Source organism: Pseudomonas fjordensis (assembly GCF_976987115.1).
Window position 1 is genome coordinate 869,719 of sequence record NZ_OZ336860.1, and the last position, 12,930, is coordinate 882,648.

Consider the following 12,930-nt stretch of genomic DNA (forward strand, 5'->3'; position numbering starts at 1 on the left):
GGGTTAGATCGCATTACGCAGGCTGAGGTTTTCCGGGTGCGGTTGCAGGTAGGCCTGCTGCGCGATGTAGCGGTCCGGGTGTTGGCGAAAGTGGTGCTTGAGCAGGGTCAGCGGCACCACCAGCGGCACGATGCCGTGGCGGTATTGGCCGATAACGGTCTGCATTTCCTGTTTGTCATCGGCACTGATGGCCTGCTTGAGGTAGCCACTGATGTGTTGCAGCACATTGGTATGGGTGCCGCGCGTCGCGCATTTTTTCAGGCCCGCCATCAGTTCGCTGAAATAGCCGTCGGCCAACGCTTGCAGGTCAATGCCCTTGCCCATGCTGCCGAGCAAGTGGCCCAGGCTTTTGTAATGTGCCGGGCTGTGGGCCATCAGCAGGTACTTGTAGCGCGAGTGAAACGTCAGCAAGCGGTGACGGGTGAGGCCGTCGGCCAGCAGTTGCTGCCAACTGGCGTACACGAATACGCGGGTAAGGAAGTTTTCCCGCAGCACCGGGTCGTTCAGGCGACCGTCTTCTTCCACCGGCAGGTTGGGGTGGCGAGCACAAAACGCCTGGGCGTAAATGCCGCGCCCGCCACCGTCAACGGGCGTGCCGTTGTCGCGGTACACCTTGACCCGCTCCAGGCCGCAGGACGGTGACTTCTGCATGAAGATGTAGCCGCACAGGTCGGTGTGTTCCCGGGCCATTTGCTGGCCGTAGTCGTCCAGTGGCTGCGTGACATTGAGCGCAGGGTTTACGCTGCCCACGGCCTGCGGATGGTCGGGGTCACCGACCAGGCGGATTGCTTGCCGAGGAATGCCCAGGCCGATGGCAACTTCAGGGCACAGTGGGACAAAATCGAAATAGTCACTGAGGGTCTGGCTGCACAGCAAGGACTGCTTATGCCCGCCGTTGAAGCGCACGTTCTCACCCAGAAGGCAGGCGCTGATGGCGATCTTCGGTTTCACGTGGCTGGACATAAGCAAACCTCTGCAAGAATCCTGTACAAGCCACAAAGCTTGTACAACTAAATCTCATCATAGGCCCGATGTTGTACAAGTCAAATAATTTGTACAGGTTTGTGCGGATGCGTTATTTCCAGCCGATTTTCCAGTCTTCAGCGTTTTTCAACGTCTCCCAGGGCAGGCGTTCGGCGCGCCGGGTGAGAATGGCCTGCAGTTCGATGTCCAGCACTGTGCCCTCGTCGTCACGGAACAACTCGGTGACCAGAAAGTGTTTTTCCTTGTGGCGAGGATGGGCTGCCGTCCATTTTGACAGCAGCAGTTTGGCGGGGTTGATGCGGTTCATTGCAGGTGCTCGATCAAGCGTCGCGCTGCTTCCTGGCCACTGAGCCAGGCACCTTCCACCCGACCGGAGAGGCACCAGTCGCCGCAGACGAACAAGCCCAGGTCGGCGTCGGCCAGCACACCGAACTCATGGCTGCTGGAGGGGCGTGCGTAGAGCCAGCGATGCGCCAGGCTGAATGACGGCGCGGGCATGGCGCTGTGCAGCAATTCGGCAAAGGCGCCGTGCAGGTGTTCGATCACTGCTTCCTTGGGCAGGTCCAGGTGGGCCTTGCTCCAGGCGCTGGTGGCGTGCAGTACCCAGGTGTCGAGGGTGGTGTCGCGCCCGGGTTTACTGCGGTTGCGCGCCAGCCAGTCGAGGGGGCTGTCTTGCACGAAGCAGCCCTCCATCGGCGTATCCAGGGGCTTGTCGAATGCCAGGGCGATGGCCCAGGTCGGGTCCATTTTCACCCCGGCGGCGGCGCTCGCCAGCTTGGGCGCAGCGGCCAGCAGGGCGGTGGCTTGCGGAGCCGGCGTGGCAATGATCACGTGACTGAAAGGGCCGTGATTGCCGCCGTCCGCGTCGAGCAGGTTCCAGTGCTGCGTGCCCTGGAAGACTTCGGTGATGCGGCAACCGAACTCCACTGGCAAGTCGTCGAGCAGTGCGCGGGTGATGGCGCTCATGCGCGGCGTGCCCACCCAGCGGATCTGCTCATCGGGGGAGGGCGTCAGTTGCCCGGACTTGAAGTTATACAACTGCGGCTTCCATTGCTCGGCCCAGCCGTTGCTCTGCCAGCGCTGCACTTCGTTGACGAAGCGCCGGTCGCGGGCGGTGAAGTATTGCGCGCCCATGTCCAGCGCGCCGGCGTCGCTGCGCTTGCTGGACATGCGGCCACCGCTGCCGCGGCTTTTATCGAAAAGTTGTACTGCGTGCCCGGCGTCTTGTAACGCTCGGGCGGCGGAGAGACCGGCGATGCCGGTACCAATGATCGCGATGGGGACAGTCATGGGAGGCCTCGTTTTACCGTTGGGTACAGACTACGCCGACACCAATAGCTGTACAATATTGTTTTTTGGTATAAGTTTTGGCGTGCCTGATTGTGTGGCGTGACCTATGGTTAAGCTAAGGCTTAAACCCCCGTCACGCTCAAATATCAAATTGATCCCTGCTTATAAAATAGACCAGTGAGCGGCGGCGAACGTTACATGAGGAGAGTCCCATGCATATTTTGCTGACCGGCGGTACTGGCTTGATCGGTCGCCAACTCTGCAAGCACTGGCTCGCACAAGGGCATCGCCTGACCGTATGGAGCCGGCAACCGGAAACGGTCGCCCAGCTGTGTGGTGCACAGGTGCTCGGGGTGGCGCGTTTGCAAGAGGTGATTGGCGCGGTGGACGCGGTAGTCAACCTGGCAGGCGCGCCTATCGCCGACCGGCCTTGGACCCACAAGCGCAAGGCATTGCTGTGGAACAGTCGCATTCACCTCACCGAAACCTTGCTGGCCTGGATGGAAAGCCTGGAGCAAAAACCGGCGGTGCTGATCTCCGGTTCTGCGGTGGGCTGGTACGGCGACGGCGGCGAGCGCGAACTGACCGAAGCCAGCGGCCCGGTGCAGGATGATTTCCCCAGCCAGTTGTGTATCGCCTGGGAGGAAACCGCCCAGCGTGCCGAAGCCTTGGGCATTCGTGTGGTGCTGGTGCGTACGGGGTTGGTGCTGTCTGCCGAGGGCGGCTTTTTGTCGCGCCTGCTGCTGCCGTTCAAACTGGCGCTGGGCGGGCCGATTGGCAACGGGCGGCAGTGGATGCCCTGGGTGCATATCAGGGATCAAATCGCCCTGATTGATTTTCTTCTGCACAAGCAAGACGCCAACGGTCCTTATAATGCCTGCGCGCCACACCCGGTGCGCAACCGCGAATTTGCCAAGACCCTGGGCCAGGTGCTGCACCGCCCGGCGTTCATGCCGATGCCGGCATTTGCGTTGAAGGTTGGCCTGGGTGAGTTGTCCGGCTTGTTGCTGGGCGGGCAAAAGGCTTTGCCTGAACGGCTGCAGGCCGCAGGTTTCACTTTCCAGTTCACTGAGTTGCGTGCGGCTCTGGACGACTTGTCCAGCCGCCTCTAAAGATAGGATGTTGCATGACCGATCACGCGTTGTTACTGGTCAACCTGGGTTCGCCAAAGTCCACTTCAGTGGCCGATGTGCGCAGCTACCTCAATCAGTTCCTGATGGACCCTTATGTGATCGACCTGCCGTGGCCGGTGCGGCGCCTGCTGGTGTCGCTGATCCTGATCAAGCGCCCCGAGCAATCGGCCCATGCCTATGCGTCGATCTGGTGGGACGAGGGTTCGCCGCTGGTGGTTTTAAGCCGCCGCCTGCAACAGCAAATGACCGCGCAGTGGACCCAGGGCCCGGTGGAACTGGCGATGCGTTATGGCGAGCCGTCCCTGGAAACGGCCCTGACACGCCTGGCCGCCCAGGGTATTCAAAAAATCACATTGGCGCCGTTGTACCCGCAGTTTGCCGACAGCACCGTGACCACGGTGATAGAGGAAGCCAAGCGAGTGGTGCGCGACAAACGACTGAATGTGCAGTTTTCGATCCTGCAACCGTTCTACGATCAGCCTGAGTACCTGGATGCGCTGGCGGCGAGTGTGCGCGCTTATGTGGAGCAGGATTACGATCACTTGCTGCTCAGTTTCCATGGTTTGCCTGAGCGTCACCTGACCAAGCTCGACCCCACGGGCCAGCACTGCTTCAAGGACGCCGATTGCTGTAAGAATGCATCCCCCGAGGTGCTTGCCACTTGTTATCGCGCGCAGTGTTTCAGCGTGGCGCGGGACGTGGCCGCGCGGTTGGGTTTGCCGGAGGGTAAATGGTCGGTGGCGTTCCAGTCTCGCCTGGGGCGGGCCAAGTGGATCGAACCCTACACCGAGGCGCGCCTTGAGGCGTTGGCCCAGCAAGGCGTGAAGAAGCTGTTGGTGATGTGCCCGGCGTTTGTCGCCGATTGCATTGAGACGTTGGAGGAAATTGGTGATCGCGGTCGTGAGCAATTTCGTGAAGCGGGGGGCGAGGAGTTGGTGTTGGTGCCTTGCCTGAATGATGAGCCGCAGTGGGCGGCGGCGCTTAATACCCTGTGCGAACGGGCGCCGGTTGCCTTGTAATCGAGGCCTGGGGTGAGCCAACTGTGGGAGCTGGCTTGCCTGCGATGGCGGCCTGCCAGCCGACGCCCATCTACCTGGCACCCCAACGATCCAACCGTGGGAGCTGGCTTGCCTGCGATGGCGGCCTGACAGCCGACGCCCAGCTACCTGACACCCCAACGATCCTACTGTGGGAGCGGGCTTGCTCGCGAAGGCGGCCTGGCAGTCAACACAGTTGGATTGTGTACATATCCATTGCTGCGGTAACGGCTGCTTAGGGTTCCGCTCTGACAGCGGGTCACTTTTGGAAGGACCCAAAAGTAACCAAAAGGTCCTCGCCCCACCACTCGGCACCTCGCCTAGGCTCGGTGTGCCCGAACGCAGGCTTGAATCCGTGGGCCGCCGCCACGCGCCATCCATGGCGCGGGGCGGCTAACCCGGCGTCCTGCCGGGTTACCCACGAATTCAAGCCTGCGTTCGGCCAGCGTGGTTTGACGGGGCGCCTGAGATCAAAAGCAGATCAAGATCAAGAGCGGCTCGCTTCGCATCGTGGTTACCGTTGATTGCGACAGCGTTGTGTCGATATCTATGGTCATCGCAGGCAAGCCAGCTCCCCCAATTTGACTGTATCTACAGATTAAGGGTCAGGCTAACCGTGAAGTTGCGCGGCTCGCCGGGGTTGACCCAATAGTTGCTATAAGACCGCTCGTAATACTTTTCATTGAACAGGTTGTTGAGGTTCAGCCCCACCGTCACGTTCTGCGTGGCCTTGTAATGGGCCAGCAAATCCACGGTGTGGTAGGCGGGCAGTTCGAAGCCTGTGCCGGCTTCGCCTGAGCGGTCACCCACATAGGTGAACGCTGCGCCCAGGTCTGAGCCACGCAATGCGCCGTCCTGGAATTCATACACGCCCAACACACTGCCGCTGCGCTTGGCCACGCCGAGGATGCGGCTGCCCGTAGGAATGGTTTTGTCGCCCTTGGTCACTTCGGCGTCGATGTAGGCCAAGGCGCCGATCACGCGCACGGCGTCGGTTACTTGCCCGGTTACTTGCAGGTCGAACCCCTGGCTGCGGGCCTTGCCCATGGCGCGGTTGAGGTTGGTCGCCGGGTCCAGGGTGAGTACGTTTTCCTTTTCGATATGAAAAGCCGCAAGCGTGGCGCTGAGGCGGTCGTCAAACAGCTCGCTTTTGATTCCCACCTCGTAACCCACGCCTTCTTCGGGCTTGAAGGACTTGCCGCCGGCATCCAGGCCGCTATTGGGCTTGAACGAGGTGGAGGCGTTGGCAAATACGCCGACTTCTGGCGTGAGCTGGTAGAGCAGGCCGGCGCGTTGTGTGAAGGCGTCGTGGGTTTGACGGCTCTTGACGTGGTTGCGGGTGAAGTCGTCGGTGCTTTGTTCGAAGTGCTCGAAGCGCGCACCGATCATGCCGCGCAGGCGGTCGGTGAAGATGATCTGGTCCTGCAGGTTCAGTGCGTGGCTTTTGGTTTGTTCGAAGAAGTCGGTGCCGGAGCGCTCACCATTGGGTTTAGGCTGGCCGTAGACGGGGTTGTAAATATCGATGGGGTAACGACTGCCGCCAATGGTGGTGACGCGTTCTTTTTTGCGGTAATCCTCATATTCAGCGCCCACCAGCAATTCGTGCTGCCAAGTGCCAATATCGAACAAGCCTCTGAGTTCAAGTTGGGTGATGCTGTCGTGCCAACCTGTGGAGCGTTCCCGGTAGCGGCGGTCGATGGTGTGACCGTTGGTATTCAATGCGCGATTTTCCGAAGCATCGCCCCACAGGCTACCTTGCTTGTAATGGCTGGCCAGGCGCAGTTTCCAGGCGTCGTTGAGGTGGTGTTCCAATGCCGCCTGAATGCGGTTGTTGTGGTTGCGGATATTGCCGTCGTTGGGCTCGCCGAGGAAGGTGGAATGGGACATGCCGGTATTGGCGACGATGCCTCGGTCGAAGGTGGAACTGTGGCGCACGAACTCGCTTTCCACCAGCAGGGTGGTGTCCGGGTCTAACTGCCAACTGAAAGAGGGCGCGACGAACACGCGCTTGGCGTCGACGTGATCGCGAAAGCTGTGGTTGTCTTCAACGGCCAGATTCACTCGCGTCAGCACGCGCCCCTCGCTGTCCAGCGGCGTATTCACATCCAGCGCGGTGCGGTAGCGGTCCCAACTGCCGGCGCTGGTCTGCAGCGTGGTGAAGGCCTCGGGCTGGGGTTTCTTGGTGACGATATTCACCGTGCCGCCGGGATCGCCACGCCCATAGAGGCTGGCGGCGGGGCCCTTGAGCACTTCGATACGCTCGATATTCGCTGCGTCCGGGGTGCTGGGGTAACCACGGTTGGCGCTGAAACCATCCTGGTAGAACTCGGACGTGGTGAAGCCGCGCACGCTGTATTCGTAGAGGGTCAGGCCGCCGAAGTTGTTTTGCTTGGACACACCGCCGGCAAATTCCAGGGCGCGCTCCACGCTGGTACTGCCCAAGTCCTTGAGCACCGTGGCCGGAATCACGCTGATGGATTGTGGGATGTCGCGCAAAGCCGTGTCGGTCTTGGTCGCACTGGCAGAGCGGGTGGCACGGTAGCCGTCGACTGGGCCGGTGGCGGATTCATAGGCGTCGGAGGTGACGCTGATGGTGTCCAGTTCCAGGGTGTTTTCTTCGGCGTAGGCAGGGTCGAGCAGCAAACCCAGGGCCAGGCCGGCCAAGGGCACAAACTTTCGAGACGACATGATAGAGCGTTCCAATAGCGATATTGAAACAATATAACATGACTAATGAGAATGAATTGCTAAGAAATATGGCCTTACAAGCGCCCGCGAACGGGCGCTTGGGTCGCGACGGTTATTGCTCTTCTTTCACCGGCGCGGTCGCCGGTGGTGGGCGCAGGCCGATTTCTGCCGACAGTTTGATCTCCTTGCCGTTGCGCATCACCAGGATAGCCACCTTGTCGGTCGGCTTGATCCGCGCCACCTGGTTCATCGACTTGCGCCCATCACCCGCTGGCGCGCCGTCGATGCTGAGGATCACATCGCCCAGCTGCAGGCCGGCTTTCTGCGCCGGGCCGTCGCGGAAAATCCCCGCTACCACGATGCCTGGGCGCCCGGTCAGGCCAAATGACTCTGCCAGTTCCTTGGTCAAGGGCTGTACTTCAATGCCCAGCCAGCCACGAATCACCTGGCCGTGTTCGATGATCGACTTCATCACTTCCATCGCCAGCTTCACCGGGATCGCAAAACCAATGCCCTGTGAACCGCCGGACTTGGAAAAAATCGCGGTGTTGATGCCGGTCAGGTTGCCATTGGCGTCCACCAGCGCACCGCCGGAGTTGCCAGGGTTGATCGCCGCGTCGGTCTGGATGAAATCTTCGTAGCTGTTAAGGCCCAGCTGGTTGCGCCCGGTGGCGCTGATGATGCCCATGGTCACCGTCTGGCCCACCCCGAACGGGTTGCCGATGGCCAGCGCCACATCGCCCACGCGCAAACCGTCGGAGCGGCCGAGGGTGATGGCCGGCAGGTTCTTCAGATCAATTTTGAGTACCGCCAGATCCGTTTCCGGGTCGCTGCCCACCACGCGGGCCAGGGTTTCGCGGCCGTCACGCAGGGCCACTACGATCTGGTCGGCGCCAGTGGTCACGTGGTTGTTGGTGAGGATGTAGCCTTCAGGGCTCATGATCACACCGGAGCCGAGGCTGGATTCCATACGGCGCTGCTTGGGGCCGTTGTCACCGAAATAGCGGCGAAATTGCGGGTCTTCAAACAACGGATGCGCGGGTTTGTTGATGACCTTGGTGGTGTACAGGTTGACCACCGCCGGCGCGGCAATGACCACGGCGTCGGCATAGGTCACCGGGCCCTGCACCACCGTGTTGGTCTGCGGTGCCTGTTGCAGGTTCACATCCAGTGTGGGCAGGCCCACCCACTGGGGATAACGCTGGATAATCAGCATCGCGATCAGCACGCCAGCCAACAATGGCCATCCAAAAAAACGCAGTGCCTTGAGCATCAAGTAAGTCCTGACAGGTTGCAGGGGGCGGGAGAGCGCCCATAATGTCGCGCATTATACGAGGCTGTGACGCCTGCGAACGGGATATTTAGGAGTCTTTTATGGCCGTGCCCCTTACTACCCTCGTCGAGGAAGCCGACCGCTACCTCGGCAGCGCCAAAATTGCCGATTACTGCCCCAACGGCCTGCAGGTCGAGGGCCGGCCCCAAGTGATGCGCATCGTCAGTGGCGTGACCGCCAGCCAAGCCCTGCTGGACGCCGCCGTCGAAGCCAAGGCCGACCTGGTGCTGGTGCACCACGGTTACTTCTGGAAGGGCGAAAACCCCTGCATCACCGGCATGAAGCAACGCCGTCTCAAAACCCTGCTCAAGCATGACATCAGCCTTCTGGCCTACCATTTGCCCCTGGACCTGCACGCCGATGTCGGCAACAACGTGCAACTGGCTCGCCACCTGGACATCACCGTCGAAGGCCCGCTGGACCCTGGCAACCCCAAAGTCGTCGGCCTGGTAGGCTCCCTGGCCGAGCCCCTGTCACCCCGCGACTTCGCCCGCCGCGTGCAGGACGTGATGGGCCGCGAACCGCTGCTGATCGAAGGCAGCGAAATGATTCGCCGCGTCGGCTGGTGTACCGGTGGCGGCCAGGGCTACATCGACCAGGCGATTGCCGCCGGTGTCGATTTGTACCTGAGCGGTGAAGCGTCCGAACAGACCTTCCACAGCGCCCGGGAAAACAACATCAGCTTCATCGCCGCCGGCCATCACGCCACCGAACGTTATGGCGTGCAGGCGTTAGGCGACTACCTGGCGCGCCGCTTTGCCCTGGAGCACCTGTTCATCGACTGCCCCAACCCGATCTAAAGCACAGCGCTGAACACGGTGGGGTGTGGCTTGCCTGCGAGAATCGTAGGTCTCCACACAACTCGATCAACGGTAACCACGATGCGAAGCGAGCCGCTCTTGATCTTGATCTGCTTTTGATCTTGATCTCAGGCGCCCCGTTAAACCACGCTGGCCGAACGCAGGCTTGAATTCGTGGGTAACCCGGCAGGACGCCGGGTTAGCCGCCCCGCGCCATGGATGGCGCGTGGCGGCGGCCCACGGATTCAAGCCTGTGTTCGGGCACACCGAGCCTAAGCGAGGTGCCGAGTGGTGGGGCAAGAGCCCTTTTGGTTACTTTTGGGGCTCTTTTCCAAAAGTGACCCGCCGTCAGGGCGGAACCCTAGGTGGCCGTTACCTAAATAACGGATATGTACCCGGTCCAACTGTGTTGACTGTTAGGCCGTCTTCGCAGGCAAGCCAGCTCCCACATTTGGATCGCGGCGCGTCAGCTAGATCAGCCTCGGCTATCAGTCCGTCGCGGGAGCAAGCTCCCTCGCCACAGTACGGCTTTCGCAGGCAAGCCAGCTCCCACACTGCCCAGATTGAAGCCCAAACCGGCCGGCATATTCATATATCGTTTCGGTCTAGCTGGTGCCCTAAATAGAAGAAGTTGCTGTGCTAGCATGCCTCGCTCGAACACGGCCCGCTGGCCGTCCATAAGATCGTTTTTCCGTGAGTAACCATGGTCGACAAACTGACGCATCTGAAACAGCTGGAGGCGGAAAGCATCCACATCATCCGCGAGGTCGCCGCCGAGTTCGATAACCCGGTGATGCTCTACTCGATCGGTAAAGACTCCGCCGTGATGCTGCACCTGGCACGCAAGGCCTTCTTCCCAGGCAAGCTGCCGTTCCCGGTGATGCACGTCGACACCCGCTGGAAATTCCAGGAAATGTACAAGTTCCGCGACAAGATGGTCGAGGAGCTGGGCCTGGACCTCATCACCCACATCAACCCCGATGGCGTGGCGCAGAACATCAACCCGTTCACCCACGGCAGCGCCAAGCACACCGATATCATGAAGACCGAGGGCCTCAAGCAGGCGCTGGACAAGCATGGTTTCGACGCCGCATTCGGCGGTGCCCGTCGCGATGAAGAGAAATCCCGTGCCAAAGAGCGCGTGTACTCGTTCCGCGACAGCAAACACCGCTGGGATCCAAAAAACCAACGCCCCGAGCTGTGGAACGTCTACAACGGCAACGTCAACAAGGGCGAGTCGATCCGCGTGTTCCCGCTGTCCAACTGGACCGAGCTGGACATCTGGCAGTACATCTACCTGGAAGGCATCCCGATCGTGCCGCTGTATTTCGCCGCCGAGCGTGAGGTGATCGAGAAGAACGGCACGTTGATCATGATCGACGACGACCGCATCCTCGAGCACCTGTCCGACGAAGACAAAGCCCGCATTGTCAAAAAGAAAGTACGTTTCCGCACCCTTGGCTGCTACCCGTTGACGGGTGCGGTGGAGTCCGAAGCCGAGACGCTGACGGACATCATTCAGGAAATGCTCCTGACGCGAACTTCCGAGCGCCAGGGCCGTGTCATCGACCACGATGGTGCAGGCTCGATGGAAGATAAAAAACGTCAAGGCTATTTCTAAGGGGCTGTCATGTCGCATCAATCTGATTTGATCAGCGAGGACATCCTCGCCTACCTGGGCCAGCACGAGCGCAAAGAAATGTTGCGCTTCCTGACCTGCGGCAACGTCGACGACGGCAAGAGCACCCTGATCGGGCGCCTGCTGCACGACTCCAAGATGATCTACGAGGATCACCTGGAAGCCATTACCCGCGACTCGAAAAAGTCCGGCACCACCGGTGACGATATCGACCTGGCGTTGCTGGTCGATGGCCTGCAGGCCGAGCGTGAGCAGGGCATCACCATCGATGTCGCCTACCGCTATTTCTCCACCGCCAAGCGCAAATTCATCATCGCCGACACCCCCGGCCATGAGCAGTACACCCGCAACATGGCCACCGGTGCGTCCACCTGTGACCTGGCGATCATCCTGATCGACGCCCGCTACGGCGTGCAGACCCAGACCCGTCGCCACAGCTACATCGCCTCGTTGCTGGGCATCAAACACATCGTGGTGGCCATCAACAAGATGGACATCAACGGCTTTGATCAAAGCGTATTCGAGTCGATCAAGGCCGATTACCTGAAGTTCGCCGAAGGTATCGCGTTCAAGCCGAGCACCCTGGCCTTCGTGCCGATGTCGGCGCTCAAGGGCGACAACGTGGTGAACAAGAGCGAGCGTTCGCCCTGGTACACCGGCCAGTCGCTGATGGAGATCTTGGAGACTGTCGAGATTGCCAACGACCGTAACTACACCGACCTGCGTTTCCCGGTGCAGTACGTCAACCGCCCGAACCTGAACTTCCGTGGGTTTGCCGGCACCCTGGCGAGCGGTATCGTGCACAAGGGCGACGAAGTGGTGGTGTTGCCGTCGGGCAAAAGCAGCCGCGTCAAATCCATCGTCACCTTTGAAGGTGAGCTGGAACACGCAGGCCCAGGCCAGGCCGTGACCTTGACCATGGAAGACGAGATCGACATCTCCCGTGGCGACCTGCTGGTGCATGCCGACAACGTGCCGCAAGTGACCGACGCCTTCGACGCCATGCTGGTGTGGATGGCCGAAGAACCGATGCTGCCGGGCAAGAAATACGACATCAAACGCGCCACCAGCTACGTGCCGGGTTCCATCACCAGCATCGTGCACCGCGTGGATGTGAACACCCTGGCCGAAGGCCCGGCGAGTTCGCTGCAGCTCAACGAGATTGGCCGGGTCAAGGTCAGCCTGGACGCCGCCATCGCCCTGGACGGTTACGACAGCAACCGCACCACCGGCGCGTTTATCGTGATCGATCGCTTGACCAACGGTACAGTGGCCGCGGGTATGATCATCGCACCGCCGGTGGGGCATGGCGGCGCAGCGCAGCACGGCAGCCTGGCGCATGTGGCCACCGAAGAGCGCGCCCTGCGTTTCGGCCAGCAGCCGGCCACGGTGTTGTTCAGCGGTTTGTCGGGCGCTGGCAAGAGCACCCTGGCCTATGCGGTCGAGCGCAAGCTGTTCGACATGGGCCGTGCGGTGTTCGTACTGGACGGCCAGAACCTGCGCCACGACCTGAACAAAGGGTTGCCGCAGGACCGTGCCGGGCGTACCGAGAACTGGCGTCGTGCCGCTCATGTGGCGCGCCAGTTCAACGAAGCCGGCCTGCTGACCCTGGCGGCCTTCGTTGCCCCGGATGCCGAAGGCCGTGAACAGGCCAAGGCGCTGATCGGTGCCGACCGCCTGCTGACCGTCTACGTACAGGCATCGCCGTTGGTGTGCGCCGAGCGTGACCCGCAAGGGTTGTACGCGGCCGGTGGGGATAACATCCCTGGCGAATCTTTCCCGTATGACGTGCCGTTGAATGCCGACCTGGTGATCGACACTCAGGCATTGTCGCTGGAAGACAGCGTCAAGCAAGTGCTGGAGCTGTTGCGTCAGCGCGGCGCGATCTAAACCTTGCGGCCATTAAAAAGCCCGCCATCGATCACTCGGTGGCGGGCTTTTACATGCTTGAGGCCTGGCTATTGCTTTCTGTAGGAGCGAGCTTGCTCGCGAAAAACGTCAACGATTACGTGTGCTTCCTGGATAA

Annotated in this window: 10 protein-coding genes; 5 read left to right on the forward strand and 5 right to left on the reverse strand. The window is 60.9% G+C overall.

The genetic code is table 11. The annotated features are described in order from the left end of the window. Positions 1-3: 3 nt before the first annotated feature. From ACWHXD_RS03770 to ACWHXD_RS03780, 3 genes are all read right to left on the reverse strand, one after another. Complete coding sequence (locus ACWHXD_RS03770) at positions 4-963, reverse strand: YbgA family protein (protein WP_032893647.1); 960 nt, start codon at positions 961-963, stop codon at positions 4-6. 112 nt (positions 964-1,075) lie between these two features. Next, the gene (locus ACWHXD_RS03775; RefSeq protein ID WP_032893646.1) at positions 1,076-1,291 is read right to left on the reverse strand and encodes a TIGR02450 family Trp-rich protein; all 216 of its coding nucleotides are present in this window, start codon (positions 1,289-1,291) and stop codon (positions 1,076-1,078) included. Then, positions 1,288-2,274: an NAD(P)/FAD-dependent oxidoreductase gene (locus ACWHXD_RS03780; protein WP_014716849.1), complete on the reverse strand. Its 987-nt coding sequence runs from the start codon at positions 2,272-2,274 to the stop codon at positions 1,288-1,290. The genes ACWHXD_RS03775 and ACWHXD_RS03780 overlap by 4 nt, the downstream gene beginning before the upstream one ends. Positions 2,275-2,486: 212 nt before the next feature. Between ACWHXD_RS03780 and ACWHXD_RS03785 the strand changes: the two genes are divergently transcribed. Together ACWHXD_RS03785 and hemH are read left to right on the forward strand one after the other, a co-directional pair. Continuing rightward, the gene (locus tag ACWHXD_RS03785) at positions 2,487-3,386 is read left to right on the forward strand and encodes a TIGR01777 family oxidoreductase (protein ID WP_138761263.1); all 900 of its coding nucleotides are present in this window, start codon (positions 2,487-2,489) and stop codon (positions 3,384-3,386) included. Between the two features lie 14 nt (positions 3,387-3,400). Further along, entirely contained in the window at positions 3,401-4,426 is a 1,026-nt protein-coding gene (gene hemH / locus ACWHXD_RS03790; RefSeq protein ID WP_032893644.1) for a ferrochelatase, read from the forward strand. Positions 4,427-5,035: 609 nt separating this feature from the next. Here hemH and ACWHXD_RS03795 read toward each other — a convergent pair. After that, positions 5,036-7,132, reverse strand: coding sequence for a TonB-dependent siderophore receptor (locus ACWHXD_RS03795; RefSeq protein ID WP_138761264.1), 2,097 nt, complete (start codon positions 7,130-7,132; stop codon positions 5,036-5,038). Between the two features lie 112 nt (positions 7,133-7,244). Next, positions 7,245-8,405, reverse strand: coding sequence for a Do family serine endopeptidase AlgW (gene algW / locus ACWHXD_RS03800; RefSeq protein ID WP_003188388.1), 1,161 nt, complete (start codon positions 8,403-8,405; stop codon positions 7,245-7,247). A gap of 101 nt (positions 8,406-8,506) precedes the next feature. Here algW and ACWHXD_RS03805 point away from each other — a divergent pair, with 101 nt between their 5' ends. From ACWHXD_RS03805 to cysN, 3 genes are all read left to right on the forward strand, one after another. Then, complete coding sequence (locus ACWHXD_RS03805; RefSeq protein ID WP_032893642.1) at positions 8,507-9,265, forward strand: Nif3-like dinuclear metal center hexameric protein; 759 nt, start codon at positions 8,507-8,509, stop codon at positions 9,263-9,265. A 703-nt stretch (positions 9,266-9,968) separates the two neighbouring features. Next, positions 9,969-10,886 carry a sulfate adenylyltransferase subunit CysD gene (cysD, locus tag ACWHXD_RS03810; protein WP_016971196.1) on the forward strand — a complete coding sequence of 306 codons (918 nt, stop codon included), beginning with the start codon at positions 9,969-9,971 and terminating at the stop codon, positions 10,884-10,886. A gap of 9 nt (positions 10,887-10,895) precedes the next feature. Beyond that, a complete protein-coding gene (gene cysN / locus ACWHXD_RS03815; RefSeq protein ID WP_003188392.1) occupies positions 10,896-12,794 on the forward strand; it encodes a sulfate adenylyltransferase subunit CysN in 1,899 nt (632 codons plus the stop codon). The last annotated feature ends 136 nt before the right edge of the window (positions 12,795-12,930 follow it).

Excerpts from the sequence above, each read along its gene's own strand:
- ACWHXD_RS03770 (WP_032893647.1), bottom strand. The coding sequence starts at position 963 with ATGTCCAGCCACGTGAAACCGAAGATCGCCATCAGCGCCTGCCTTCTG.
- ACWHXD_RS03775 (WP_032893646.1), bottom strand. The coding sequence starts at position 1,291 with ATGAACCGCATCAACCCCGCCAAACTGCTGCTGTCAAAATGGACGGCA.
- ACWHXD_RS03780 (WP_014716849.1), bottom strand. The coding sequence starts at position 2,274 with ATGACTGTCCCCATCGCGATCATTGGTACCGGCATCGCCGGTCTCTCC.
- ACWHXD_RS03785 (WP_138761263.1), top strand. The coding sequence starts at position 2,487 with ATGCATATTTTGCTGACCGGCGGTACTGGCTTGATCGGTCGCCAACTC.
- hemH (WP_032893644.1), top strand. The coding sequence starts at position 3,401 with ATGACCGATCACGCGTTGTTACTGGTCAACCTGGGTTCGCCAAAGTCC.
- ACWHXD_RS03795 (WP_138761264.1), bottom strand. The coding sequence starts at position 7,132 with ATGTCGTCTCGAAAGTTTGTGCCCTTGGCCGGCCTGGCCCTGGGTTTG.
- algW (WP_003188388.1), bottom strand. The coding sequence starts at position 8,405 with ATGCTCAAGGCACTGCGTTTTTTTGGATGGCCATTGTTGGCTGGCGTG.
- ACWHXD_RS03805 (WP_032893642.1), top strand. The coding sequence starts at position 8,507 with ATGGCCGTGCCCCTTACTACCCTCGTCGAGGAAGCCGACCGCTACCTC.
- cysD (WP_016971196.1), top strand. The coding sequence starts at position 9,969 with ATGGTCGACAAACTGACGCATCTGAAACAGCTGGAGGCGGAAAGCATC.
- cysN (WP_003188392.1), top strand. The coding sequence starts at position 10,896 with ATGTCGCATCAATCTGATTTGATCAGCGAGGACATCCTCGCCTACCTG.